This window comes from Shewanella zhuhaiensis (genome assembly GCF_022484835.1).
GTDB classification, from domain to species: Bacteria; Pseudomonadota; Gammaproteobacteria; order Enterobacterales; family Shewanellaceae; genus Shewanella; species Shewanella khirikhana.
This window is the reverse complement of sequence record NZ_JAKUDL010000001.1, coordinates 861,976-887,117: the sequence shown is the minus strand read 5'-3', so window position 1 is coordinate 887,117 and position 25,142 is coordinate 861,976. Positions and strand designations below refer to the sequence as shown.

21 protein-coding genes are annotated in these 25,142 nt (G+C 55.4%); 9 read left to right on the top strand and 12 right to left on the bottom strand.

The window, feature by feature from the left end; genetic code table 11:
• Positions 1-9 precede the first annotated feature (9 nt).
• Positions 10-2,214 carry a GTP diphosphokinase gene (relA, locus tag MJ923_RS03830; protein WP_240589964.1) on the bottom strand — a complete coding sequence of 735 codons (2,205 nt, stop codon included), beginning with the start codon at positions 2,212-2,214 and terminating at the stop codon, positions 10-12.
• Positions 2,215-2,355: 141 nt separating this feature from the next.
• Positions 2,356-3,690: a 23S rRNA (uracil(1939)-C(5))-methyltransferase RlmD gene (rlmD, locus tag MJ923_RS03825; protein ID WP_240589963.1), complete on the bottom strand. Its 1,335-nt coding sequence runs from the start codon at positions 3,688-3,690 to the stop codon at positions 2,356-2,358.
• 94 nt (positions 3,691-3,784) lie between these two features.
• On the opposite strand from rlmD, the gene barA reads away from it, so the two are divergent.
• The 3 genes from barA to MJ923_RS03810 are packed head-to-tail and all read left to right on the top strand — an operon-like array spanning position 3,785 to position 7,484.
• The gene (gene barA, locus MJ923_RS03820; RefSeq protein ID WP_240589962.1) at positions 3,785-6,613 is read left to right on the top strand and encodes a two-component sensor histidine kinase BarA; all 2,829 of its coding nucleotides are present in this window, start codon (positions 3,785-3,787) and stop codon (positions 6,611-6,613) included.
• Entirely contained in the window at positions 6,603-7,217 is a 615-nt protein-coding gene (locus MJ923_RS03815; RefSeq protein ID WP_126166161.1) for a YjaG family protein, read from the top strand. Before barA ends, MJ923_RS03815 begins: the two co-directional genes overlap by 11 nt.
• Positions 7,218-7,229: 12 nt before the next feature.
• Complete coding sequence (locus tag MJ923_RS03810; protein WP_240589961.1) at positions 7,230-7,484, top strand: DUF3319 domain-containing protein; 255 nt, start codon at positions 7,230-7,232, stop codon at positions 7,482-7,484.
• Positions 7,485-7,680: 196 nt separating this feature from the next.
• Here the strand turns inward: MJ923_RS03810 and MJ923_RS03805 are convergent, their stop codons facing one another.
• Positions 7,681-8,592 carry a LysR family transcriptional regulator gene (locus MJ923_RS03805; RefSeq protein ID WP_240589960.1) on the bottom strand — a complete coding sequence of 304 codons (912 nt, stop codon included), beginning with the start codon at positions 8,590-8,592 and terminating at the stop codon, positions 7,681-7,683.
• 116 nt (positions 8,593-8,708) lie between these two features.
• Here MJ923_RS03805 and MJ923_RS03800 point away from each other — a divergent pair, with 116 nt between their 5' ends.
• The 3 genes from MJ923_RS03800 to MJ923_RS03790 all read left to right on the top strand — a co-directional run bounded on the left by MJ923_RS03800 (position 8,709) and on the right by MJ923_RS03790 (position 13,438).
• Positions 8,709-9,650: an AEC family transporter gene (locus MJ923_RS03800; RefSeq protein WP_240589959.1), complete on the top strand. Its 942-nt coding sequence runs from the start codon at positions 8,709-8,711 to the stop codon at positions 9,648-9,650.
• Between the two features lie 117 nt (positions 9,651-9,767).
• Complete coding sequence (gene recN / locus MJ923_RS03795) at positions 9,768-11,432, top strand: DNA repair protein RecN (protein ID WP_240589958.1); 1,665 nt, start codon at positions 9,768-9,770, stop codon at positions 11,430-11,432.
• Positions 11,433-11,611: 179 nt separating this feature from the next.
• Entirely contained in the window at positions 11,612-13,438 is a 1,827-nt protein-coding gene (locus MJ923_RS03790) for a thiamine pyrophosphate-binding protein (protein ID WP_240589957.1), read from the top strand.
• Positions 13,439-13,598: 160 nt separating this feature from the next.
• Here MJ923_RS03790 and MJ923_RS03785 read toward each other — a convergent pair whose 3' ends face one another.
• The 9 genes from MJ923_RS03785 to glyA all read right to left on the bottom strand — a co-directional run bounded on the left by MJ923_RS03785 (position 13,599) and on the right by glyA (position 21,088).
• Positions 13,599-14,093, bottom strand: a complete 495-nt coding sequence (locus tag MJ923_RS03785; RefSeq protein WP_240589956.1) for a phosphatidylglycerophosphatase A family protein — start codon at positions 14,091-14,093, stop codon at positions 13,599-13,601.
• Positions 14,093-15,052 (bottom strand): thiamine-phosphate kinase, encoded by a 960-nt coding sequence (thiL, locus tag MJ923_RS03780; protein ID WP_240589955.1) that lies wholly within the window; start codon positions 15,050-15,052, stop codon positions 14,093-14,095. Before thiL ends, MJ923_RS03785 begins: the two co-directional genes overlap by 1 nt.
• A 92-nt stretch (positions 15,053-15,144) precedes the next feature.
• Positions 15,145-15,549 (bottom strand): transcription antitermination factor NusB, encoded by a 405-nt coding sequence (gene nusB / locus MJ923_RS03775; protein WP_126166153.1) that lies wholly within the window; start codon positions 15,547-15,549, stop codon positions 15,145-15,147.
• A gap of 14 nt (positions 15,550-15,563) precedes the next feature.
• Entirely contained in the window at positions 15,564-16,040 is a 477-nt protein-coding gene (ribH, locus tag MJ923_RS03770) for a 6,7-dimethyl-8-ribityllumazine synthase (protein WP_126166152.1), read from the bottom strand.
• Between the two features lie 136 nt (positions 16,041-16,176).
• Complete coding sequence (gene ribBA / locus MJ923_RS03765) at positions 16,177-17,283, bottom strand: bifunctional 3,4-dihydroxy-2-butanone-4-phosphate synthase/GTP cyclohydrolase II (protein WP_240589954.1); 1,107 nt, start codon at positions 17,281-17,283, stop codon at positions 16,177-16,179.
• Between the two features lie 110 nt (positions 17,284-17,393).
• Entirely contained in the window at positions 17,394-18,047 is a 654-nt protein-coding gene (locus MJ923_RS03760) for a riboflavin synthase (RefSeq protein WP_240589953.1), read from the bottom strand.
• Positions 18,048-18,084: 37 nt separating this feature from the next.
• Positions 18,085-19,227 (bottom strand): bifunctional diaminohydroxyphosphoribosylaminopyrimidine deaminase/5-amino-6-(5-phosphoribosylamino)uracil reductase RibD, encoded by a 1,143-nt coding sequence (ribD, locus tag MJ923_RS03755; RefSeq protein ID WP_240589952.1) that lies wholly within the window; start codon positions 19,225-19,227, stop codon positions 18,085-18,087.
• A gap of 53 nt (positions 19,228-19,280) precedes the next feature.
• Positions 19,281-19,730 carry a transcriptional regulator NrdR gene (gene nrdR, locus MJ923_RS03750; protein ID WP_126166148.1) on the bottom strand — a complete coding sequence of 150 codons (450 nt, stop codon included), beginning with the start codon at positions 19,728-19,730 and terminating at the stop codon, positions 19,281-19,283.
• A gap of 104 nt (positions 19,731-19,834) precedes the next feature.
• Positions 19,835-21,088: a serine hydroxymethyltransferase gene (gene glyA / locus MJ923_RS03745; protein WP_240589951.1), complete on the bottom strand. Its 1,254-nt coding sequence runs from the start codon at positions 21,086-21,088 to the stop codon at positions 19,835-19,837.
• Between the two features lie 242 nt (positions 21,089-21,330).
• Between glyA and ettA the strand changes: the two genes are divergently transcribed.
• From ettA to MJ923_RS03730, 3 genes are all read left to right on the top strand, one after another.
• Positions 21,331-22,998: an energy-dependent translational throttle protein EttA gene (gene ettA / locus MJ923_RS03740; protein ID WP_220077539.1), complete on the top strand. Its 1,668-nt coding sequence runs from the start codon at positions 21,331-21,333 to the stop codon at positions 22,996-22,998.
• Between the two features lie 180 nt (positions 22,999-23,178).
• On the top strand, positions 23,179-24,324 hold the full coding sequence (locus tag MJ923_RS03735) for a metallophosphoesterase (protein WP_240589950.1): 1,146 nt from the start codon (positions 23,179-23,181) through the stop codon (positions 24,322-24,324).
• Between the two features lie 71 nt (positions 24,325-24,395).
• Entirely contained in the window at positions 24,396-25,127 is a 732-nt protein-coding gene (locus tag MJ923_RS03730) for a substrate-binding periplasmic protein (RefSeq protein ID WP_240590244.1), read from the top strand.
• The last annotated feature ends 15 nt before the right edge of the window (positions 25,128-25,142 follow it).

Here is a 25,142-nt window from a genome sequence, read left to right as displayed (position 1 = left end):
TCACCGGTATCACAGGCGTCTGGCCTCAATCACGCCATCGACCTGACCGAGCTTCGACAGCACCCTTGAGAGGCCATCAACGTTATAAAGCTCGAGCTCAAGCTCAATGGCCGCGGTCTGGTTTTTGATATCCGAGGAGCTGCTCATGGCAAGCACATTGGATTTCTCCGCCGCCAGCACCGAGGTTAAATCCCGCAGCAAACCGGTTCTGTCATGGGCCAGCACCCGCAGACGGATTTTGTAACCGCCTGAGTAATTCTCACCCCAGACCACATCCACCACCCGCTCGGGATGGGCGCGCATCAGCTCTTTCACCTGCTCGCAGTCGGCGCGGTGCACCGAAATACCGCGGCCCTTGGTGATAAAGCCAAAGATTTCATCACCGGGCACAGGGCGGCAGCACTGGGCGATATGGCTTAGAAGGTTACCCACGCCATTCACTTCAATCTGATCCCGGGTCTTGGCAATCGGCTTGTGCTGGCCTTTTTTAACCAGCTCATCCACCGCCTCTTCATCGGAAATCTCATGCACCCGCATCCGGCTCTGGATGTGGTTCACCACCTGATTAAGACGCACATCGCCACCACCAATAGCCGCCAGCAGGTCGTCCATATTGGTCATGTTAAAGCGCTCAATGGCGCTGCCAACATCCTTCAGGGTCAGTCCGACACGGCTAAGCTCAGCCTCCAGCATCTCGCGGCCGGCGGCCAGGTTTTTGTCCCTGTCCTGCTGCTTAAACCAGTGCTGGATTTTACTGCGGGCACGGGAAGTCTTGATATAACCCAGGTTGGGGTTGAGCCAATCGCGCTTGGGATTGGGGTGCTTGGAGGTGATGATTTCAATCCGCTCACCGGTTTCCACCTGATAGGTGAAGGGCACAATGCGGCCATCCACCTTGGCGCCAATACACTTATGGCCCACCTGAGAGTGGATGTAATAGGCAAAGTCGAGCACGGTACTGCCAGCAGGCAAGTCCACCACCTCGCCGGAGGGAGTGAACACATACACCCGGTCTTCGAACACCTGGCTGCGAATTTCTTCCACCAGGTTGCCGCTTTCCACCACGTCTTCCTGCCACTGCAGAATTTTACGCAGCCAGTTAATTTTCTCTTCGTAGCCGCTTTGTTTGCCTGCATGGCCCTCTTTATATTTCCAGTGGGCCGCCACGCCAAGCTCGGCGTCCTGATGCATCTCTTCGGTACGAATTTGAATTTCGACGGTTTTGCCCTCAGGCCCTACCACCACTGTGTGGATAGACTGATAGCCGTTGGGCTTGGGGTTGGCGACATAGTCGTCAAACTCCCGCGGAATATGATGATAAAGGGTGTGCACCACACCCAGGGCGCCGTAGCAGTCCTGCAGGCGGTCGGTCACAATCCGCACAGCGCGTACATCAAACAGCTCATCGAACTTGAGGTGCTTGCCCTTCATCTTGCGCCAGATGGAGTAGATGTGTTTGGGGCGGCCATAGACCTTGGCGCGAATATGCTCTTCGTCGAGCTTGGCCTGCAGGTCGTTTACAAACTGCTCGATAAAGGTTTCGCGATCGATGCGCTTACCATCAAGCTGTTTGGCAATTTCTTTATAGGTTTCAGGATGCAGATAGCGGAAGGAAATGTCCTCAAGCTCCCACTTGAGCTGACCTATGCCCAAACGGTTTGCCAGCGGCGCATAAATATCGGCGATTTCACGGGCCAGCAGCACCCGGGTTTCTTCATCGGCGTTTTTCACCGCCCGCAGCAAACACACCCGCTCGGCAAGCTTAATCACCACGGCGCGAACATCTTCCACCATAGCCAGCAGCATCTTACGGATGTTGTCGATTTGCACTTCGGCGGAGCGCGACTGCTCACCGAGTTTGAGGCTGCCGATGGCGTTCATGGTCACCACGCTGGCAACGAGATTGCCCAGCTTGTCACCGAACTTTTCGATGAGTTTTTCCTGTGGCAGCAGCCCGGCTTCCTGCACCGAAAACAGCACCGCCGCCTGCAGGGTTTCAAGATCCATATTCAGCGGTGCCAGGATTTCAATCATCTCCCGGGCACGGAACATCAGCGCCTGATGGGCTTTCACATCCTTGACCGGCATGGCTTGCACGCTGCGCAGCAGCGCAAGCAGGACCTCGGCGTCCTGTGGTTCCTCCACATAGCGGGCAACCCAGTCTTCGAGGTTGAAATCGACGTCGGTGAAGTGTGCTTCGCGGACTGACACCATAGGTTTAAGGATCCCTCTTCACTGCTATTTTCACAGCGACTAAAACAGCTAAAGCCTTTATCTTCAGGATTGCTGCGAACTTGTCAAACCATAGCAGGCCAATTGGCCATTAAATTTGCTACATCACGCAAAATCCATCGATTATTTTACAAGTTCGAAAAGTGCCATGCCTTCACTGTGGTGAGTCTGGGGGAACATATCCACCAGCCCCAAACGACTCAAACGATAACCAGCCTCTTTCAGCAGCGCTGCATCCCGGCCCAGGCTGGCTGGATTACAGGAGACATAAAGCACGCTGGCAGGCTTCATCTTTTTAAGCCACTTTAAGCTTTCATAGGCGCCGGCGCGGGCTGGGTCCAGCAGCAGCTTGTCGATTTTGCCAAGCCAGGGTTCGGCAGCTAAATCGGCGCTCAAATCGGCGCAGTAAAATGCCACATTTTCCAGGCCATTTTTAGCGGCATTGCTACGGGCGCGTTCCACCATTTCGGCAACGCCTTCCACCCCAATCACTTCAGCGCCACGCTTTGCCAGCGGCAGACTGAAATTGCCCACACCGCAAAAGAGATCCAGTACCCGCTCACCGGGCTGAATATCAAGCCAGTCAATGGCCTGAGTGACCATGGCCTGATTCACCTTGCTATTGACCTGAATAAAGTTACCGGGAGCGAACTCAAGCTCAATACCATCGCTCAGCTGATACGCCGGCAGTGCGCTGTCAGTGGACATGAATTCAAGCTCGCCTTCGTTACCCTGCAGCAGCAACGCTATCTGCTTGTCATCGGCAAAGGCCTGCAGCAGCTTTTTATCGCTCTGAGCCAGCGCTGCCGTGATACGAAGTACCGCATAAATGCCACGCTCGGTGTGTAGCAGCTCCAGATGCCCAAGGCGCTGCTTGCCCTTCAAGCGGTTAAGCAGCTCGGAGAAAGGGGCTATCAAATCGGACAAAGGCTTTGCCAGCACGGCGCAGTGCTCAATCCCCACCACAGTTTTGCTGGCCTCTTCACGAAAGCCCAGCGACAGGCGCTGATTGTCTTTGCTGAGCAGAGTAGCCAGACGCGCCCTGCGACGATAATGCCAGCCTTCGGCCACTAAGGGGGCTTCACTGATGGTCACGGCTTCACCAAGACCCCGGCCGAGAATGTCAGCCAGGGCGGCAGATTTGTACTCTCGCTGGGATGCAAGCGACAAATGCTGCAAATCACAGCCACCGCAGCGGCCATACCAGGGGCAATCCGCAGCCTGACGCGACTCGCTCGGCTCAATCACGTTAATCAGGCGAGCGTGAGCATAGTTTTTCTTCTGGTCGGTAAGCTGCACTTCAACGGTTTCACCCGTCAACGCGCCCGGAATAAAGACTACCTTGCCCTGATATTCGGAAATTCCTGCCCCCAAATGATCGAGCCTTTGCACCTTGAGTGCTATCTTTTGGGAAAGCTTTTTCGCGTTATTGGGCTTTGCTTTGAAAAACTGTGCCATTGTGGTCTCACACAAGAAAAATCTGTTAAGACGGCCGGGTTTCTGGCAGTCTTAGAACATTCAAACTCAAAGGAAAACAGGGATAACCCAGCACATGAATACCGCGCACAATATGACAAAATACAGTCTGCGGTCCTGGGTATTGGTGTTGGCGCTGGCGCCCACGATCCTCGTTGGTATTCTTTTGGGCAGCTACTTTACCATAAACCGCTTCTATGATCTCGAAGACACGCTCAAAGAGATGGGCAGCAACATCATCGAACCGCTGGCCATTTCTGCAGAGCAAAGTCTGTCGACCAACAATCGCGAAATTACCAAGGTGCTGCTGGCCCGGGCACAGCTGAATAAGTCGACCCTGGTCAAATCCATTGCGATTTTCGACATTAATAATCAACTGTTTGTTACCTCCCATTACCACAAAGACTTCGAAGTAATGCGCTACAAAGAGGCGCTGGACAGTCTTAAGGAAACCCAATTTGAGCATGAGGGCGATACCCTCATAGTGCGCACGCCTATTTTCGCCATTAACAGCAAAGCCCCCAGCGGCGCCGATCGCAGCGACGATGGCAGCGGCCGTTTTAACGATGCTGTGGTGATGCCCGACAACTCCAACGCCACCCTGCTGGGTTACGTCTCTTTGATGCTCAACAAAGAGAAGGCGCTGCTGGAGCAGCACAGGGCCGCGGTTGCCGCCTTTATTATCGTGCTGATTGGGGTGCAGCTGAACTTGCTGTTTACCTTCCGCCTGGTGAAAAACGTGACCCAACCCATCACCGACATGGTGAAACTGGTGGGCAAAATTCGCGAAGGGAAGCTCGACGCCAGACTCGAAGGCAACCTTATCGGCGAGCTGGATTTGCTAAACCGCGGTATTAACGCCATGGCCTCGTCGCTGTCGGAATACCACGACGAGATGCAGCAAAACATCGACCAGGCCACCTCAGATTTGCGTGAAACCCTGGAGCAGATTGAAATCCAGAACATCGCCCTGGACAGAGCCAAGAAGGATGCGCAGGAAGCCAGCCGGATTAAATCCGAGTTCCTGGCAAATATGTCCCACGAACTCAGAACCCCGCTCAACGGGGTGATTGGTTTTGCCAGACAATTGCTGAAGACGCCGCTGCACTCAAGCCAGATGGAATACATCAAGACCATCGAGCGCAGCGCCACCAGTTTGCTGCAAATCATCAATGATATCCTCGACTTCTCCAAGCTTGAAGCCAACAAGATGGTGCTGGAGAGCATGCCCTTTGGGCTGCGCTCATCGCTGGAAGACACCATCAACCTGCTGGCTGGCAGCGCCCACGCCAAGGGGCTTGAATTTGTGGTGGATGTCGACTCAAAGGTACCCGAAAACTTAAGCGGCGATGTGATGCGGCTGTCGCAAATCACCACCAACCTGGTGGGCAACGCCATCAAGTTCACTGAGCAGGGCAGCGTGCATCTCAGGATCAGCCTGTTGTCTCAGGAAGAGAACAACATTACCCTGCGCTGTGAAGTAACCGACACAGGCATAGGCATTGACCCCGAGCAGCAGGAGCTGCTGTTCCAGGCCTTCGGTCAAGCCGACTCATCGATTTCCCGTCGCTATGGCGGCACCGGATTAGGCCTTGTGATCACCAAACGTTTGGTGGTGCAGATGATGGGCGGCCGCATCGGGTTTCATTCCGAGGTGGGCAAAGGGTCAAGCTTCTGGTTTACCGTGCCACTGCAACTGAGCCCCTTCCCGGCCCACGACACCCTGCCGCTGGAAAAACTCATTGGCCATTCGGTGCTGTTGTTCGAGCCACGTAAACTTACCCGTGAATCCATCGCCCGCAAGCTCAAGGACTGGCACATGATGGTGACCCTGGCGAGCAGCGAAGATGAACTTGAGCAACACCTTGGCGACAGACACTACGATGCAATTTTGCTGTCGGGCCAAAGCTGCGAAACCTGCGAAGATCTGCAGCGCCATCTGGCCAAGGTAAAAGATCACACTGGCTCTTTACTATTGCTGAACGACTGCCTCGACCCAGAGGTCTACACCCAGGAAATGGAGCCCTTTGTTGACCTGGTACTGCAGCTGCCTGTGAGCGAGCTTAAGCTGGCGCAAAACCTGATTTTCCCGCCGGTGAAGCGCGATGTAGCACCCAAGCCGCAAATTACCAAGGCGCCGACCACCCGCCATCCGCTGAACGTGCTGGCGGTGGACGATAACCTCGCCAACCTGAAACTGATTGATACGCTGCTTAAAGAACTGGTTGCCAACGTGGTGGCCGTCAGCAGTGGCGATCAGGCGGTTGCTCTTGCCAAGAGTCGCGCCTTTGATTTGATTTTTATGGATATTCAAATGCCAGGCACCGATGGCATTACAGCAACAAGGCTTATCCGTCAGGACTCGCTGAATCGCAATACCCCGATTATTGCCGTGACCGCCCATGCGATTAACGAAGAGCGCGAGCGCATTCAGGCCAGCGGCATGGATGGCTACCTGCCGAAACCGATTGACGAAGCGGCCCTTAAAGGCGTGATTGCCCGTTGGCTGACCCGCCCCAAGTTCACCCACTTCGACAGCAACACCCTCAACTGGGAGCTGTGTTTAAGCCAGGCCAACCAAAAAGAAGACCTCGCCATCGACATGTTGAAGATGATGCTGGAATCTTTGCCCGGCACAGTAAACGATATCGAACTTGCCATGGCCCGCAGCGACAACGAAGCCATGTTGTACACGGTACACAAACTCCATGGTGCCAGCTGCTATTGCGGCGTGCCCACCACCCAGAAACTTTGCCAGCAAATCGAGTCTGCGCTCAAGCGCGGCGCCGAGGTGGCAGATGTAGAACCGGAAATCCTTGAGTTACTTGATGAGCTGACTAAGGTAGAATCGGCGGCAACCCAAGTTATTTCCCAGATGTCAGCGGAAGTTCCCAATGAGCTCTAAACCCGGATTTTTCAAGCGCCTCAAGGCCTTGTCCCTGCCTCAAAAGCAACTGTTTGCCGTGGCTCTGTGCCAGCGCATGTACCCCAACTACCAACTGTTCTCCGAGGTATGCGAGTTTGGCGACCCCAAGGTGCTGGATACCGTACTGAACCTGCTGTGGCAGTCGCTTTACGACCGCAAGCTGAAGCTGAACCTTGAGCTGCACCTAGATCGCCTGGAAGAAGTGACGCCTGAGCCTGAGCAATTTGACGTTTATGGCGCCTACCCTGCCATGGATGCAGCTGTGGCTCTGGTGAGTCTGCTCAGCGGCATCGAGAGCAAAATCGAAGAAGACATCACCAACATCAGTAAATTGTCTTCGGCAACCGTGGCCAACTATATCGAAGCCATCAGTGATGTAGAGCTGGACGATGAGGCGCTGGACGACTTTGTATTCGCCCACGAAGCCATGGTCGCCGAGCGCGAACTGCAGGCGTCACTGCTGGATTTGGTTGAAGATAACCCGGATATGTCCGCCGACTTTATCAAGGCGCTCAGAAAGGAAATCGTCAGCAGTGGCGTATCCAACATCGGGATCAGCGTGCAGGACACTGCGCAGGCCTGAAAGGGTTAATCGATGAAAACCTTGCTCTATCAGGGATATGTACTCACCAACAGCGACGGCAAGACCAACAGCTGGAAGCTCACCATAGGTGACGAGGTGCGTATTGGCTCCCTGTTTGAGCTCAGGCGTCAGGTGGCATTTTTTCAGCAGCTGGGGATACTGCCGCCTGTAAAGGAATACGCCAGCGGCGAAGCCGGATTCAAGCTCAGAGGCAAACCGGGCGAAAAGCCGCGCAAGGCCGCAGGCAGCCTCAAAATAAAGCGATAACAGGCCTATTGACCTGTGGCGATAAGCTGCAGGCTCAGGCGCAGTTGCTGCCAATTGCAACAGCCGCCCTTAACTCCCGCCCTCAGTCTTCATTGCTTAACCGCTTTCCCGCTTTCCCGCTTGCGCAAGGTCCTCATGCCCCCAATATCCCGCAAACGCCAGTTGCGGGTCTTGCGACTTTGGCTTACAGCGCGCTCTAATCCACCACACCAGTCATCGAAAACAGGCCATCGGCACGGGATTTCATAAAGTCGATAAAGGCTTTGACCTTGGCGGGCTGCTGCTGGCGCTGATGACACAGAATCGAGATCCGCCGCCGCTCGCCAACCCAATCGGTGAGAACAGGCACTAAGGCACCCGATTGCAGCTCCTGCTTGAAGAAGAGCTCCGGCCCATAAAGAATACCGCCATCGTCCACACAGGCGCTGATGGCGCCCTGTAAATCGGTCAGGGTCAAACTGGCGGGGCCATCATAGTAAAATGCTTCCCCCTGGGGGTGACGCAGTGACCAGTTATACAGCGGCCACACCTTAATGATGTCATGGCTTGCCAGCGCGCTGGGATGCAGAGGCTTACCCCTGGCCTCGATGTAGGCAGGTGAAGCAACCAGCCGATAATCCAAGGTGCCCAGAGGCACTGCCACCCAGGATGAGTCCGGCTGAATGCCGCCTACAATGGCAATGTCGATACCCTTATCGATAAGGTCCACCACCTCGTTTTTCTGGGTAATGTGTAATCGAATGCCCGGATAAGTGCGACGAAACTCGTTGATAGTCTTCATAAAGATCATCGAGACAATGGAAATGGGCGCAGCAATCCTCAAGGTGCCTTCCAGCAAATCTTCACCACCGCCATACAAGGTATCCACCGCGCTCACCAGCGCCCTGTAACGCTCGTACAGCGCCATGCCCTCTTCGGTGAGGCGGATTTTGCGGGTACTTCGCATCAGCAGCTGACGACCACGGCTTTGCTCGAGGCGGGATAATTTGCGGCTCACGGTAGCCACCGGCATGTCGAGGCGCATAGCCAGTGCCGACAGACTGCCGGCATCCACCAACTGCACAAATAGGTAAATCAGCTCGAGTTCGCTGCCGGGATGCTCTCTCATCACCCGCACTCCTTTGTTACTGCGACCAACTGCCAATGGTCAGGCCGCTTTATCATATGCTAATTTGCCCCTTACGCGTGATCCCCCTACCGAATTTGTGACCCCAAGAGGCCTGTATGTCGCAACTGCTTTTGCCGCTCCTCGCCGTGATTGCCATTATGGCAGCAGGCGCCCTGTGCAATCGCATCCTGCCAAGGCCGGTGGAAGGGGTGCTGAATCAATACGTGTACTTTGTGGCATTTCCGGCGATTTTATTCATAAGCCTGGCCGCCACACCCTTCGATGACATCGTGAACCCAGGCTTTGTGCTTGGTTATCTCGGCGCGATGGCGCTGACCTACTTTAGCGTGTATCAAATCTATTGCCGCGCCGAAGGAAAAGCGCGTCCCGCCGCCATCCGTGCGCTGGCAGCCACCTTCGGCAACACCGCCTTTATTGGCATTCCGGTATTAATGGCGCTCTACCCAGGTAATAACACCGCCATGATGGCCGCCGCAGTGGCGAGCCTGTTATCTGTGCTGATGTTTGCCGTCACCGTGGTGCAGCTAAGGCTGGTGCACGAGTCACTGCCGCCCGTTCAGCGCCTGTGGCTGATGGCCAAAGTAGTGGGAAAAAATCCCATTGTACTTGGCAGCGCATTAGGGGTTTTGGCCTCGTATCTTGAGCTCATACTGCCAGCCTCAGTCGAAACGCTGGTGAGGATTGTCGGCCAAAGCTCCAGCCCCTGCGCCCTGTTTGCAATCGGCATAGCCCTGGCCCGGTCACTCAAAGAGCCACCACTGCCAGCGAAAGATTTACCCTTCTGGCCCATAAACCTGGCAAAACTTGCTATCCAGCCGCTGCTGGCGCTTGGTCTGCTGGCCGTGCTGGGGGTGTCGTCAGAGCTTCTGATCATGGGTGTGTTGCTGGCCGCCATGCCAACCGCCGCCAGTGTGTATTTGCTGGCGTACCGCGACCAAACCTTGGATAAACAAACCGCCCGCGGCATAGTAACAGGTACAGTGTTAACCCTGCTCAGCCTGCCGATGTTGGCAAGCGGACTTAAATTCATCGTTTAATCAAAACGATAAAAAATATTTTCATCGGGATGTTTGCAAAGATTTACTGTACAAAAAATCAGTATATACTGTTTATCAATACAGTGGTTTGGTGACGTATCACACAGGATTGCCATCATGCTTTGTCAGCTCAGCATCAATAATTTTGCCATCGTCAGATTTCTGGAACTGGATTTCCGCCCCGGCATGACCAGCATTACCGGCGAGACCGGTGCCGGTAAGTCCATTGCCATCGATGCCCTTGGTCTGTGTTTGGGTAACAGGGCCGATGCCGCCGCCGTGCGCCCGGGCGCGTCAAAAACCGAAGTCAGTGCCCGCTTCTCACTGGACGATGTGCCTTTAGCCCGCCGCTGGCTGGAAGATAACGATCTTGAGCTGGAAGATGAATGCATCCTCAGACGCACCATAACCGCAGATGGCCGCTCCCGCGCTTACATCAACGGTAATCCAGTGCCCTTATCGCAGTTAAAGGCCCTAGGTCAGTATTTGGTGGGTATTCATGGTCAGCATGCCCACCACGCACTGCTGAAAAATGAACATCAATTACAACTGCTCGACAGCTATGCCAACCACCGCATGTTGCAGGAATCGGTCTCCAGCGCCTATCAGCGCTGCCGTCAGGTTGAATCCGAGCTCAGACAACTCGAACAAAGCCAGCAGGAACGCATCGCCCGTAAGCAGTTGCTGCAATATCAGGTTGAAGAGCTGGATGAGTTTGCCCTTGCCGAAGGTGAGTTCGAACAAATTGAGGCCGAGCACAAACGCCTGGCCAATGGCACAGCGCTGATTGAAGATTGCCAGCACACCTTATCGCTTCTGAGTGAATCCGATGAAGGCAATATCGAGTCATTGCTGAACCGGGCATTGTCACTGGCAGCTACCCTGGAATCCCTCGACCCAAGCCTGGCTCCCATCGGCAATATGCTCAATGACGCCCTTATTCAGGTTCAGGAAAGTAGCAGCGAACTTGGCCGCTACCTGTCCAACCTTGAGCTGGATCCAGAGCACTTTGCCGCGCTGGAAGAGCGTTTGTCCAAGGCCATGACCCTGGCGCGTAAGCACCATGTGGCAGCCGACAAGCTGGCGGCGCATCATCAGGAGCTGGCACAGGAACTCGCCGGGTTGGATTCAGATGAAGCCCAGCTGGATGAGCTGAAACAGCAAGTGATCACCAGCCGAGAGGCTTATCTCAATCACGCCCAGAAACTGAGCCAGAGCCGCAGCCGTTACGCCAAAGAGCTCGATAAGCTGGTGACAGCGTCTATTCAGGAGCTGAATATGCCCAAGGGCAAGTTCACCATCGAAGTCAGTTTCAACGACAAGATGCTAAGCCCCAGCGGCAGTGACAGCGTCGAGTTTCTGGTGACAACCAACCCCGGCCAGCCGTTATCGCCGCTGGCCAAGGTCGCCTCCGGTGGTGAGCTCAGCCGCATTGGATTGGGTATTCAGGTGATCACCGCCAAGAAGGTGTCCACCCCGACACTGATTTTCGACGAAGTGGATGTAGGGATCTCCGGCCCCACCGCCGCCGTTGTGGGTCGCATGCTGCGTTCACTGGGCGAAGCGACTCAGGTGTTTTGTGTCACGCACCTGCCGCAGGTCGCCGGTAACGGCCATCAACATATGTTCGTCAACAAAACCAGCAAGGGCGGGCAAACAGAGACCTCCATGCAACCGCTGGACAAAGAGCAGCGGGTGCAGGAATTGGCAAGGTTGCTGGGTGGCGACACCATCACCAGTAATACGCTGGCCAATGCCCGCGAGTTGCTGCAAGGGGCGTAACTGCAGAATGCCAGTTATTACCCCATAAAAGTCAGATGGTTAACTAAAAATCCCTTTCTATTGTCAAGCCCCGGTGACAGTCGTTCATCCGGGGCTTGTTGTCAGAACTGATCTACATCAACACCCGCCGGAAAAGCGCCCTCTAAGCTGATGCCATTGTGTTTTCAACGGGACAAGCGATGAACGCCATCAGTCAAAATCTCGGTAACGCCTACCGTGCACAGTTACCCTCTCTGGGGCAAAGCCTGTGTGAAGTGCTGACATTTTTCGGACTCGAGCGCATCTACGGTGTCGGCGGCGACTTTGTCGCCAACCTTATCAATGCGCTGGACCCAAGCATCAGCGTGCTGCCCTCAAGTAACGAAATGCACGCGGGTTTTAGCGCCTGTGCCCAAGCCGAGCTAACCGGCCTTGGCGCCTGCCTGACCACTTACACGGTTGGCAGCCTGCCTTGTGTGTCGGCAGCGGCCCTTGCCCGCACCGAAGGCCTGCCGGTGATTTTTCTGTCCGGTGCACCGGGGGAAGGCGAAATCCACGGTCAGGCACTGCATCATATGGTGTATCCCGCCTGTGGCTGGCATACCGATGTTAATGCCGCGCTCAATGCATTTAAGGCGCTTGGGATCAGAGCCGAGCGGCTTCAGGGGCAGCGTCATCAGGGGCAACCCAATGTGGCCGCTGCACGCTTTTTTGAGTTGGTATGCGATGCCGTGCAAACCCGTCAGCCGGTATATATTGAAGTGCCACGGGATCTGGTGAATATGCCTACCCAAACACTCAGGCTCCCCTCCTCCTTGCAAGCGCTCAGCGCATACACCCGTCTTGGTCTGGAAGGTGCTGAGCTTATTGCAAGCGACATCACCGAGCGGCTGATTCGAGCCCGTGCGCCTTTGCTTTACCTGGGTGAGCGACTCAGAATGAACCCTGCACTGCTGACCCGGGTATTGGCCTTTTGCCAGCGATTGGGGCTGCCATACGCCACCAGTTGGTTCGCCAAGGGCATGGTAGATGAATCCCATCCCCTGTGCCTTGGTGCCTACAATGGCGTATTCAGCGCCTGCCGCGGGCAGGAATACATTGACCAGCACGCAGACTATGTATTGGAACTTGCCACCGCAATTTATGACTCAGATACCAACAATGCCTTTGCCAGTGGCACCCACACCATAGACATGCACCCGAATAAAACCCTGCTGAAAGGCACGGCTCGCAGTGAACTGGATTTATTGGCGGTGATCGAGGAGCTGGAACGAGCGAAACTTCCAGTACGAAATCTTGCACTGGCAGAACTGCTGCCACCAACCGAACATGCTGAAGAAAGCAGCCCTGTCGAGGCAAGGCTCAGTTACGCCAACCTCGCTGACACCATCAACTATTTTCAGCGCAGTGCCGGCCAGGATCTGATTTTGGTGCCTGAAGTGGGCAATGCCCTTTTTGCCGCCTTTGCCCTTGAAGCCAGAAGCTCTGATCTGGGCAGAAGCTTTCTTGCCAATCCCTGGTATGCGGCCATGGGCACCAGCCTGCCTTACGCACGGGCCATTGCCGATGAGCTTGCCGTTAAAAACAGTCGTCAACCTATTCTGCTCATCACCGGAGACGGCGGCTTTAACTTTCAGTGTAATGAGCTGATAAACCTTCAAAAACAGCGCGCAAACCTCATCATTCTATACATGCGCAATAACCTGTTTCATTTGGGTAAAGCAGGCGATGCCCCCATCTATCACTGCAACGATGAAAACTTCAGTCCAGCGAGTTTGATAGCAGCCTATGGCGGGCATTATCACCAATGCGACAGCCGCGACCGACTGGTCGATGTGCTGCACACCTGTTGCCTTGGCGGACTGCATCTGATTGAAATCCCGACCGCCACCAGCAACGATAGCCTAAGCCCCATCGCCGTGAAGCTGAACACCTACATAGGATTCAAAAATGGTGCGCCAGACGCCGTTGCCGCCTGGTATTCACTCTGTGGCAAAACTCAGGTCACAGTCGAGGGCGAGCTGTAAAATTTAAGCACCCAGTGACGTTTTGCAGAACGGCTCATATGCCCCAAGCGAGCGTCCTGTTAGCCATTCATAGCATCGCCGGTTCACTCGGCTCACAACGACAAAGGGCGCCTGAGCGCCCTTTGTTTTGTACTGAAGTTAGCAGTGCCAGCTGAAAAGCTCAGGCGAAAAAGTATGCCAACCCATGGAGGCACGCCAGGGCAAACAGCCCGGCCAGTACATCATCGGCCATAATCCCAAGCCCGCCATGTACCCTGGCATCCAGCACCCGAATAGGCCAGGGCTTGAGGATATCGAAGAATCGAAACAGCACGAAACCCACCAGCAGCCAGACAATACCGGCAGGCGCAGCAATCATAGTGATAAGCAGCCCTGCCACTTCGTCCCAGACGATAGCGCCATGGTCGTGCACCCCCATATCTTTGGAGGCGCGGTCACAAATATACACCCCGGCGACCACGGCAATCACAGTGGCCAGCAAATACCACACCAGCGGCAGCGGACTTAGCAGCAGGTAGAGTGGAATGGCAGCGAGCGTGCCAAAGGTGCCGGGGGCCTTTTTGGCCAAACCACTGCCAAAGCCCAGCGCAAGAAAATGCCACGGATTGGTTAAAGACAGGCGCTTTAACGCCTCATCATCACTGAAAAACGCCATCAGAAATGCTCAAAACCTTTGTTTACCGGCGTGAAGGGCTCGCCATTCAAGGTCAGTTTAAGGCCGCCACTGGCGCCAATCTGCCCAATACGCACAAACTTCACACCGGCATGGGCCAGTGCGATTTCCAGCGCGCCGCGCTGCGCCTCAGGCACAGTAAAGAGAAGTTCGTAATCTTCACCACCGGTGAGCGCGTAACCCAGCGCCTGTTCCAGTGGTACCGAGTCTTTCATCGCCTGCGACAGCGGCAACTTATCGACCTCGATATTCGCCCCCACGTTGGATGCCTTGAGAATGTGGGCGATATCCGACACCAAGCCATCTGACAGGTCGATGGCACTGGACGCCAAACCGCGCAGCGATTGCCCCGCCAGCACCCTGGGGGTTGGCCGGTAATGACGTTCCATCAGATATTCTTTATGCTCAGGGCGGCTTTGCTGTCGGCCCCTGAGCAGGTCAAGCCCAAGGGCAGAGTCGCCCAGAGTACCGGTTACATAAATCCAGTCGCCGCTGCGGGCACCATAGCGGGTCAGCGCCTTGCCTTCGGGCACCTGGCCATTGACGGTAATGGCAATCACCTTAACCGGACTTTGGGTGGTGTCACCGCCAATCAGTGCAATGCCATAGTATTCAGCGGCTTCGAACAGGCCTTCACTGAAGGCAGCAAGCCAGGCTTCATCTACAGAGGGCAAGCTCAGCCCCAGGGTGAACCAGGCAGGTTCGGCGCCCATGGCTGCCAGATCGGAAAGATTAACCGCCAGCGCTTTATACCCCAGTGCCCAGGCGGGCATGTCGGCAAAGAAGTGCACCCCTTCAACCAGGGTGTCGCAGGAAACGGCAATATGCTTGTGTTCGGCGGGCTGCACCAGGGCGCAGTCATCACCAATGCCATGCTTAACGTCACGTCTGACCGGGCCACGGCCGCAAAAGTACTGATCGATGAGTTGGAATTCTTTCACTGTATTTCCGGCGTCTGAGTCAGACTTCCGGCCCATAGAAAAAATGAACACCCGAAAATGAAAAACGGCACCCTGGGGGCACCGTCTTTCATTTAGTTGCGCGCAACCAGCTTATCCAGGATACCGTTAACGAACTTGTGTCCGTCTTCGGCTCCGAAGGATTTGGCCAGCTCGATGGCTTCGTTAATCACCACCTTGTATGGCACATCCTTACGGAAGGTCAGCTCGTAAGCTGCCAATCTGAGGATGGCTTTCTCCACTGGAGAAACTTCCTCTAAAGGACGGTCAAGCAAAGGGGTTAACAGCTCGTCGAGTTGACCAGTTTTGGTCGCAGCGCCAGCAAACAACTCCCGGAAGTAAGCAACATCGACACCGTCCAGCTCTTGTTCGGTAAGGAACTCGTGCTCGACATCGGCAACGTTATTGCCGCTCAGTTGCCAGGAATAGATGGCTTGGACCGCCAGGCGACGGGCCTTACGGCGCTCTGAAGGCTTCATGTTTTTTCCTACTGTTACAGCTCTTTATCAATGGCGCTCAGCACATTGACCATTTCCAACAGACCCAGAGCCGCTTCGCCGCCCTTGTTGCCTGCCTTAGTACCTGAGCGCTCGATGGCTTGCTCGATGGTATCAGTGGTCAATACACCGAAAGATACTGGGGTGTTGAACTCCAGGGAAACCTGGGCCAGCCCCTTGTTGCACTCGCCGGCAACAAAATCAAAGTGAGGGGTACCGCCACGGATCACGGCGCCCAGCGCAATGATGCCGTCAAACTTGCCGGAAGCGGCAACTTTTTTAGCGGCCAAAGGCAGCTCGAAGGCACCTGGAACGCGTACAACAGTGATGTTGTCTTCGCTCACCTGACCGAAACGCTTGAGGGTATCGATGGCGCCTGACAGCAGGCTCTCGACCACGAAACTGTTGAAGCGTGATACCACAATGGCCACTTTGGCAGATTTGGCTTCGATTTGACCTTCTAAAATGTGCATTCTCTCACCTGGTTAAGCTATGGCACCCGGCTTGGTGCAGTGTGCCCGGACAGAGCCGGGGCAAAAGTGGCGCATATCATACCACAGGCTTTTGCCCCAATCCCTATGCTATTTAAATGAATTCGTGTTTTTTATCTCACTCGCCGGCGACGTACTCAGTCACTTCAAGGCCAAAGCCCGACAGTGAATGGTACTTCTTGGGAGAGCTTAAAAGACGCATCTTGTGAACACCGAGGGACGACAGAATCTGCGAGCCCACACCCACCCGGCGGGAGGTTCCTTGCCACTTGGCTGGTGCTGCGGCTTCACCTTTGTCTTCGGCTTCAAAGGCTTTCACCTTGGCGAGAATATCGCTGTCGTGCTCGCGATTACCAAGGATAACCAGCACGCCACCTTCGCTGCCAATACGGGCCATGGCTTTCTCGAGCGGCCAGGAGCGTTCCTGATCCCGCTCTGAGTGCAGAATATCGTTGAAGGTGTTGGTCAGGTGCACCCGCACCAGCACATTATCATCCACCTCACCTTTAACCAGCGCATAGTGCAGCTGATTGTCGATGGTGTCGCGGAAGGTATGCATCACAAACTCACCAAAACGGGTCGGCAGTTTGCAGCTTGCTTCACGTACGACTGTGGTTTCTGTGTTGTTGCGGTACTCAATCAGGTCGGCAATGGTGCCAATCTTGATACCGTGCTTTTCAGAGAATTTTTCCAGATCCGGACGACGGGCCATGGTGCCGTCTTCGTTGAGGATTTCAACAATTACGCCGGAGGGCTCAAGACCGGCCAAGCGTGCCAAATCACAACCCGCTTCGGTGTGGCCTGCGCGGGTCAGCACGCCGCCTTCCTGGGCCATCAGGGGGAAGATGTGGCCAGGCTGCACCAAATCAGCAGCCTTGGCATCTTTGGCCACGGCGGCCTGGATTGTCACGGCGCGGTCATGGGCGCTGATCCCTGTGGTCACGCCCTTGGCGGCCTCGATGGATACGGTAAAGTTGGTGGTGAACTGGGCGTTGTTATTGCTCACCATCAGCGGCAGATTCAGCTGCTGGCAACGGGCACGGGTCATGGTCTGACAAATCAGGCCACGGCCATAGGTGGCCATAAAGTTAATGGCTTCCGGGGTCACCAGTTCGGCGGCCATAATCAGGTCGCCTTCGTTTTCCCTGTCTTCATCGTCCATCAGGATCACCATTTTGCCCTGACGAATGTCTTCGATGATTTCTTCGATACTGTGTAGCGCCATTGTAAGACCTTTATTTTCTTTTAAGAGTGTTGTGAATTTTAGCGGCCTGCGGGCCAAAAAACAGGGCCGGGCGCACAAAGCGGTGCTTTGACTGACCGGCGCATCAGCGCTCAGCGCATAAAACCGCTGCGGGCAAGCAAGTCCAGGGTCACACCGCCGGACGCGGTTTCTTCGCCGCGTTGCATCAAGCGCTCGAGGTAACGGGCAATCTGATCCACTTCGAGATTCACCTTGTCGCCCACCGCCAAATCAATCAGGGTGGTTTCACCGGCTGTGTGGGGCACTATGGTGAGACGAAAACGGCTGCCGTCTACCTCGTTCACCGTCAGGCTCACGCCATCGATGGTAATCGACCCCTTGTGGGCAATGTAGCGGGCAAGCTCGGCGGGCGCTTCGAGCCAAAACTCGATGGCTTTACCAAGCTGGCTGCGGCTGACCACAGCAGCGCGGCCATCCACGTGACCGCTCACCAGGTGTCCGCCGAGGCGGGTGGTCGGGGTCACCGCCTTTTCCAGGTTCACCGCCAGGCCGGGGCGATACTCGCCAAAGCCGGTCAGCTTCACGGTTTCAGCTGACACATCAGCCACATAACCATCGGCAAGACATTCCACTACGGTCAGACACACGCCGTTTGTGGCAATACTGTCGCCAAGGCGCACATCGGATAAATCCAGCTTGCCACTTGCTACCGTCAGGCGAATATCATCGCCCTTGCGATCGATTCGTCTTAAATGGCCTACGGCTTCAATGATCCCGGTAAACATAAATCCTCTTTAGGCTCGATGCAGCGGCTGCTGACACTCAGGCCACAGTGAAGGTAAAGCGCCAATCCTGGCCCAGTTTGCGCTCATCAATAAGCTTAAGACCCGGCAACTCGGCCATGGTCTGATAATCGGGCAGCTGCAGCATGTCGCGGCCATGGCTGCCAAGGAGCTTGGGCGCCTGATACAGCACCAGCTCATCACAAAGCCCCGCGGCGATAAAGGCACCGGCGAGGGTGCCGCCGGCTTCCACCAGCACCCGGTTGCAGTTTTCACCGAGGTGACTCAAAAGAGCGACAAGGTCGATACGACCATCACCGCCCGGCAGGGTCAAACAGGTGACAAAATCCGGCAGTGAGTGCAAAAAATGGGCATCGTAGGGCTCGGCCGATACCAGCAAAATCGGGCCGGCAATGCCGAACAGTTTGGCATCGGCGCTCATGCGCCGCTGGCTGTCGAGCACCACCCGGATGGGTTGGATAAGCTCGGCTGCGGATAAAGTATTGCCCAGGCTGCCAAGCTCACCATGGCGCACATTCAGGCTGGGGTCATCCAGCAGCACAGTATCTATGCCGGTGATCAGGGCGCAGGATTTGGCTCGCAGGCGCTGCACGTCGCGGCGCGCCTCGGGGCCGGTTATCCATTTGGACTCACCGCTCGAGAGTGCGGTTTTACCATCGAGGCTTGCCCCTACTTTTACGCTAACGAACGGGCGAGCACGCTCCATCCGCGACAAAAAGCCCGGATTCAGCGCCCGAGCCTCGGCTTCCATCAAGCCATGGGCCACCTCGACACCTGCGTCCTGAAGCAGCTTAAGCCCCCTGCCCGCCACCTGAGGGTTCGGGTCGGTCATAGCGACAACTACACGCCTTAAACCATTATCTATCAGCGCCTTGGCACAGGGAGGTGTGCGGCCATAATGGCTGCAGGGCTCAAGGGTGACATAGGCTGTGGCGCCGCGGGCGCGGTCACTGGCTTGTCTCAGTGCATGCACTTCGGCATGGGGACCACCTGCGCGGATATGCCAGCCTTCACCGACAATTTCACCTGCGTCATTCGCTATCACGCAACCCACATTAGGATTGGGGCGGGTGGTGTACTGGCCACGTTTGGCCAACATGATGGCGCGGGCCATCATGGCATGGTCATGTGCGGAAAACTGGCTTGTGACGGATGTGCTCATGGATGATTGCCGCGCTGCTGTCTTTTCTGAAACCCTGATGATTGCTGATGTACTTATTTCTGCAGTCTGGCGATGGCTTCACCAAACTCAGAAACATCTTCAAAGGCGCGGTAAACAGAAGCAAAGCGGATATAGGCCACTTTATCCAGCTCAATCAGGCTGTCCATCATCAGGTTGCCAATCATCTCTGAGGGGATTTCCCGCTCGCCGGTGGCGCGCAGGGTCGACTTAATCTTGTTCATCGCCTGATCAATCTGATCGATGGACACAGGGCGTTTTTCCACGGCTTTGAGCATACCGCTGCGCAGCTTTTCATCATCGAATGGCTGACGGGTGCCATCACGCTTGATAACCCTCGGCATCACCAGTTCAGCGCCTTCAAAGGTGGTAAAACGCTCGTGGCATTCGGTGCACTCCCGCCGACGCCTGACCTGATGCCCTTCTCCCACCAAACGGGAGTCGATCACCTTGGTGTCGGTTGCGTTGCAAAATGGACAGTGCATGGGGCCTCCTGGCGCGCTGGTTGAAGGGCAAATTGAACCACAATACAAATAAAAATGGCCGCTATCGCAGCGGCCATTGAGTTTATCCTATTCAGGTTAAAAGGTTAACCGTAAACAGGGAAACGAGCGCACAGTTCCAGCACCTGGCCTTTCACGCGTTCGATAACAGCGTCATCGCTTGCGTTGTCCAGCACGTCACAGATCCAGTGAGTCAGCTCACGGGCTTCAGTTTCTTTGAAACCGCGGCGGGTGATGGCTGGGGTACCGATACGGATACCAGAGGTTACAAATGGTGAACGTGGGTCGTTTGGCACAGAGTTTTTGTTCACTGTGATGTTGGCACGGCCCAGAGCGGCATCGGCTTCTTTACCGGTCAGCTCGCGACCAATCAGGTCAACCAGCATCAGGTGGTTGTCGGTACCGCCGGATACGATTTTGTAACCGCGCTCGAGGAATACTTCCACCATGGCCTTGGCGTTAACCACAACCTGCTGCTGGTACACCTTGAATTCTGGCTCCAGCGCTTCTTTGAAGGCCACCGCTTTACCGGCGATAACGTGCATCAGTGGGCCGCCCTGACCACCTGGGAATACCGCTGAGTTCAGCTTCTTGTACAGGTCTTCGTCGTTGGCAGCAGACAGGATGATACCGCCACGAGGACCGGCCAGGGTCTTGTGGGTGGTAGAAGTCACAACGTGAGCGTGTGGCACCGGGTTTGGATACACGCCAGCGGCAATCAGACCGGCCACGTGGGCCATGTCTACAAACAGGTAAGCGCCAATCTTGTCGGCGATTTCACGCATGCGTGCCCAGTCAACGATGCCAGAGTAGGCAGAGAAACCGCCAATCATCATCTTGGGCTTGTGCTCAACGGCCAGGCGTTCCATTTCGTCGTAGTCAATCTTGCCGGACTCATCAATACCGTAAGGAATGATGTTGTACAGCTTGCCGGAGAAGTTAACCGGTGAGCCGTGGGTCAGGTGACCACCGTGGGCCAGGTTCATGCCCAGTACAGTGTCGCCTGGCTGCAGCAGAGTCATGTACACGGCGCTGTTGGCCTGAGAACCGGAGTGTGGCTGTACGTTGGCAAAAGTGGCGCCGAACAATTCTTTGGCGCGCTCGATGGCCAGGCTTTCCACGATGTCGACATACTCGCAACCACCGTAGTAACGCTTGCCAGGATAACCTTCGGCGTACTTGTTGGTCAGCTGTGAGCCCTGAGCCTGCATCACGCGGGGAGAGGTGTAGTTCTCAGAGGCGATAAGCTCGATATGCTCTTCCTGACGACGGGTTTCGTCTTCAATCGCCTTGAACAGCTCGGGATCATAGTCGGCAATATTCATGGTCTTCTTCAGCATTGGTCACTCCAGCTGGCAAATCTTATAGGTAGGGTTGCGCGGTATTCTACTCTGCAATCGATCACAATCCCAGCCGCAATATGATGAAAATCCGTCTCGGTGCGGATGACTGTGTTTCATCATCAAAACAACCTGCAACGGGATGGGATTTCACATCGCCATCTGGAGAATAACGCCCCGACTTGGTAAACTTCGGCCAATTTTCAGCGCTTAATTCTATTTGTAAATCGCAGAGAGACGACATGGCTCAGTTTGTTTACAGCATGCTGCGGGTTGGCAAAATCGTGCCGCCCAAGAAGCAAATCCTTAAAGACATCTCCCTAAGCTTCTTCCCCGGCGCCAAGATTGGTGTTCTGGGTCTGAACGGCTCGGGTAAATCCACATTGCTGCGCATCATGGCCGGTATCGACACCGAAATCGAAGGTGAAGCCCGCCCCATGCCAGGTCTCAAGATTGGTTACCTGCCCCAGGAGCCACAGCTTGACCCGAACCAGACAGTACGTGAAGCCATCGAAGAAGCCGTTGGCGAAGCCAAGCGCGCCCTGACCCGTCTCGATGAGGTCTACGCCGCCTATGCCGAGCCGGACGCCGACTTCGACGCCCTGGCCAAAGAGCAAGGCGAGCTGGAAGCCATCATTCAGGCCCAGGATGCCCATAACCTGGACAACATCCTCGAGCGCGCCGCCAACGCCCTGCGTCTGCCAGAGTGGGATGCCAAGATTGAAGTGCTGTCCGGTGGTGAGCGCCGCCGTGTGGCCATCTGCCGTTTGCTCTTGGAAAAACCCGAGATGCTGCTGCTGGACGAACCCACCAACCACCTGGACGCCGAGTCTGTGGCCTGGCTTGAGCACTTCCTGCAGGAATACTCAGGTACTGTAGTGGCCATTACCCACGACCGTTACTTCCTTGATAATGCCGCCGGCTGGATTCTGGAACTCGACCGCGGAGAAGGTATCCCGTGGCAGGGCAACTACTCGAGCTGGCTTGAGCAGAAAGACGCCCGTCTGAAGCAGGAAGCCGCCACCGAGAGCGCCCGTCAAAAGACCATCTCCAAGGAACTCGAGTGGGTGCGTCAGGGTGCCAAGGGCCGTCAGTCCAAGGGCAAGGCGCGTATGAACCGCTTTGAAGAGCTGAACAACTCTGACTACCAGCGCCGCAACGAGACCAACGAGCTGTTTATTCCGCCCGGACCACGTCTCGGTGACAAGGTGATTGAGGTGCGTAACCTCACCAAGAGCTACGGCGATCGCATCCTTATCGACAACCTGTCGTTCACCGTGCCCAAGGGTGCCATTGTGGGCATTATCGGTGCCAACGGCGCCGGTAAATCGACCCTGTTCCGCATGCTTAGCGGCGCCGAGCAGCCAGACAGCGGCGAAATTGACATCGGTGAAACCGTGAAAATCGCCTCGGTTGAGCAGTTCCGTGATTCGATGAACAACAAGGCCACCATCTGGGAAGAAATTTCCGGCGGTCAGGACATCATGCGCATCAACAACATGGAAATCCCAAGCCGCGCCTACGTGGGCCGCTTTAACTTCCGTGGTGCGGATCAGCAAAAGATCATCGGCACCCTCTCCGGTGGTGAGCGTAACCGTGTGCACCTGGCCAAGCTACTGCAGGCCGGCGGCAACGTGCTGCTGCTCGACGAACCCACCAACGATCTGGACGTGGAAACCCTGCGTGCCCTCGAAGAAGCCCTGCTGGAATTCCCCGGCTGCGCCATGGTGATTTCGCACGACCGTTGGTTCCTCGACCGTATCTGTACCCACATCCTCGACTACCGTGATGAGGGTCAGGTGAACTTCTACGAAGGTAACTACACCGAGTACTCTACCTGGCTGAAGAACACCTACGGCACCGATGTGGTTGAGCCGCATCGCCTCAAGTACAAGCGCATGACCAAATAAGCCTGGCTTAAGCGCATGGCTTGAACCATTAAGGAGGCCTTTGGGCCTCCTTTTTATTTAGCTTAATAAAATCAATGCAATAGCCTTTTATCTATGGCATCGTTTTTACATCGTTTCTTTCTCTATCCCCTGCCCTTGGTATTTCCGATAGGTATAATCAGTCCAAAATCCAGTTCCCGAATGTATAAGAGGTCTGCTGTGCGTGCGTCGGTATTCAAGCTTTTGCTGCTTCCTTTAGCGCTTGGCGCTCCCTTGCTCTGTGTGCCTGCCTACGCTCAGGTTAAGGTTGAGCCCCAGAACAAGACGGCACCAACCTTTGCAGATAACAGCCCGTTCAACGACGGCCCCTATGTTATCGATAATGCCAGCGGCAGTGCCGATGCACTGTGGATTTGTCAGCGCGAGCTGAAAAAGACCGCGGGCACAGGCCAACTGACACGCCCCAGCCACTGTGGCGATTTACCCCAGCCGTTTATACATGCGCCCTATGCCATCGACCCGGACAAGTACGGCAAGGTCAACACCCTGGTCGCCCTGAGTGATGTGCATGGCCAGTTCGACGTGTTGATTAGCCTGCTTCGGGCCCATAAGGTGATTGACGAGCACAATCGCTGGGCACTGGGAGAAGGCCATCTGGTGATGACCGGCGATATGTTTGACCGTGGTCATCAGATAAATGAAGTGCTGTGGTTTATGTACGGTCTGGATAAGCAGGCCCGCGATGCCGGGGGCATGATGCACCTGCTGATGGGCAACCATGAGCAAATGGTACTGCAGGGCGACTTGCGCTATGTGAACGCACGCTATCAGCTAAGCAGCGAGCTGATTGGCCGCAGCTACGATGCGCTTTATGGCCAGGACACAGAAATCGGCAAATGGCTTCGCAGCAAAAACACCGTCGCCATAGTCAACGACATGCTGTTTATGCACGGCGGCATCAGCCCCGAGTGGCTGGAGCGCGGCCTGACCATCAGCCAGGCCAACGACCTGTACCGTAAGCACATCGACGATGAGCGCGCCGATCTGAAAGCCAATCCACTGCTTAACTTTTTGTTTTTCAAAGGCGGCCCCACCTGGTATCGCGGCTACTTCAAAGATGAACTGAGTTCGGCGCAGATTGACGCCCTGCTGAAACATTTTGGCGTCAAGCACATAGTGGTGGGTCACACCTCACAGGAGCGGGTGCTTGGGCTGTATGACAACCGCATCATTGCCATAGATTCATCCATCAAACTGGGTAAGTCCGGTGAACTTTTGTGGGTGGAAGACGGCAAGCTGCTGCGGGGCAAGTTTGATGGCAGCCGCAGCGAGCTTGTCAGCGACTGATAGCTTTTTAAAACCACGTCTATAATTCAGAGAAACTGACCAAGCCAATCTGAGTTATGCCATTGAGAATAGTGCTATTGTTTGCGCTGCTTTTCCTGCCCCTGAGCGGGCAGGGAGAGTATGGCAGAACCCTGACTCTGGTCGCCACCGACCTGCCCCCCTTCTATTCCGACACCCTGGTCGACAAAGGTCCGGTAGCCCACCTGGTTATGCAGGCGCTGGCACGGCGCGGCTACAGGGTGGAGCTGAAGTTCTATCCCTTTATCCGCGCCACCGCACTCATTAAAGCAGGGAAAGCCGATGCCATTATTGGTCTGTGGTATCGGCGCGAGCGGGAGGCATGGGCGGAATACTCAGCCCCGTTGCAGTCGGTTGAAATTGGCTTTCTTGCCAGAAAAGATGCCCAAATCGCCTTTGCCGAGCTTGGCGAACTGAAAGGCAGATTGATTGGGATCAGCCGCGGCTATGCCAACCCGCCCGCCATCGCCGCCAACGGTCTTCGCACCGAAGAGGCAGACTCGGATGAAACCAATCTGCGCAAATTACTGCTGGGGCGGGTGGACATGATAGTTATCAGCCGCCATGTGGCGACTTATCTGATTGAGCACGGCTCCGCCGAATACCGGGGTCAGTTTGAGTTTGTGGGCGATGTGCTCGCCACCGAAGTGTTTCATTTGGGGGTAGCCAAAAATCGCGATGCGCCAAAGCAGTTGGTTAAAGACTTCAATCAGGCCATTGAAGAAATGCAAAAGGATGGCTCGATGACAGCCATCCTTTCCAAATTAACCACTGAACTCAATTAAACGCAGGCCTGAGCT

Excerpts from the sequence above, each read along its gene's own strand:
- nusB (WP_126166153.1), bottom strand. The coding sequence starts at position 15,549 with ATGAAGCCTTCAGAGCGCCGTAAGGCCCGTCGCCTGGCGGTCCAAGCC.
- MJ923_RS03805 (WP_240589960.1), bottom strand. The coding sequence starts at position 8,592 with ATGAGAGAGCATCCCGGCAGCGAACTCGAGCTGATTTACCTATTTGTG.
- MJ923_RS03810 (WP_240589961.1), top strand. The coding sequence starts at position 7,230 with ATGAAAACCTTGCTCTATCAGGGATATGTACTCACCAACAGCGACGGC.
- MJ923_RS03815 (WP_126166161.1), top strand. The coding sequence starts at position 6,603 with ATGAGCTCTAAACCCGGATTTTTCAAGCGCCTCAAGGCCTTGTCCCTG.
- MJ923_RS03760 (WP_240589953.1), bottom strand. The coding sequence starts at position 18,047 with ATGTTTACCGGGATCATTGAAGCCGTAGGCCATTTAAGACGAATCGAT.
- recN (WP_240589958.1), top strand. The coding sequence starts at position 9,768 with ATGCTTTGTCAGCTCAGCATCAATAATTTTGCCATCGTCAGATTTCTG.
- ribH (WP_126166152.1), bottom strand. The coding sequence starts at position 16,040 with ATGCACATTTTAGAAGGTCAAATCGAAGCCAAATCTGCCAAAGTGGCC.
- MJ923_RS03785 (WP_240589956.1), bottom strand. The coding sequence starts at position 14,093 with ATGGCGTTTTTCAGTGATGATGAGGCGTTAAAGCGCCTGTCTTTAACC.
- nrdR (WP_126166148.1), bottom strand. The coding sequence starts at position 19,730 with ATGCACTGTCCATTTTGCAACGCAACCGACACCAAGGTGATCGACTCC.
- MJ923_RS03800 (WP_240589959.1), top strand. The coding sequence starts at position 8,709 with ATGTCGCAACTGCTTTTGCCGCTCCTCGCCGTGATTGCCATTATGGCA.
- ettA (WP_220077539.1), top strand. The coding sequence starts at position 21,331 with ATGGCTCAGTTTGTTTACAGCATGCTGCGGGTTGGCAAAATCGTGCCG.
- ribD (WP_240589952.1), bottom strand. The coding sequence starts at position 19,227 with ATGAGCACATCCGTCACAAGCCAGTTTTCCGCACATGACCATGCCATG.
- relA (WP_240589964.1), bottom strand. The coding sequence starts at position 2,214 with ATGGTGTCAGTCCGCGAAGCACACTTCACCGACGTCGATTTCAACCTC.
- glyA (WP_240589951.1), bottom strand. The coding sequence starts at position 21,088 with ATGCTGAAGAAGACCATGAATATTGCCGACTATGATCCCGAGCTGTTC.
- MJ923_RS03735 (WP_240589950.1), top strand. The coding sequence starts at position 23,179 with ATGTATAAGAGGTCTGCTGTGCGTGCGTCGGTATTCAAGCTTTTGCTG.
- barA (WP_240589962.1), top strand. The coding sequence starts at position 3,785 with ATGAATACCGCGCACAATATGACAAAATACAGTCTGCGGTCCTGGGTA.
- ribBA (WP_240589954.1), bottom strand. The coding sequence starts at position 17,283 with ATGGCGCTACACAGTATCGAAGAAATCATCGAAGACATTCGTCAGGGC.
- rlmD (WP_240589963.1), bottom strand. The coding sequence starts at position 3,690 with ATGGCACAGTTTTTCAAAGCAAAGCCCAATAACGCGAAAAAGCTTTCC.
- MJ923_RS03790 (WP_240589957.1), top strand. The coding sequence starts at position 11,612 with ATGAACGCCATCAGTCAAAATCTCGGTAACGCCTACCGTGCACAGTTA.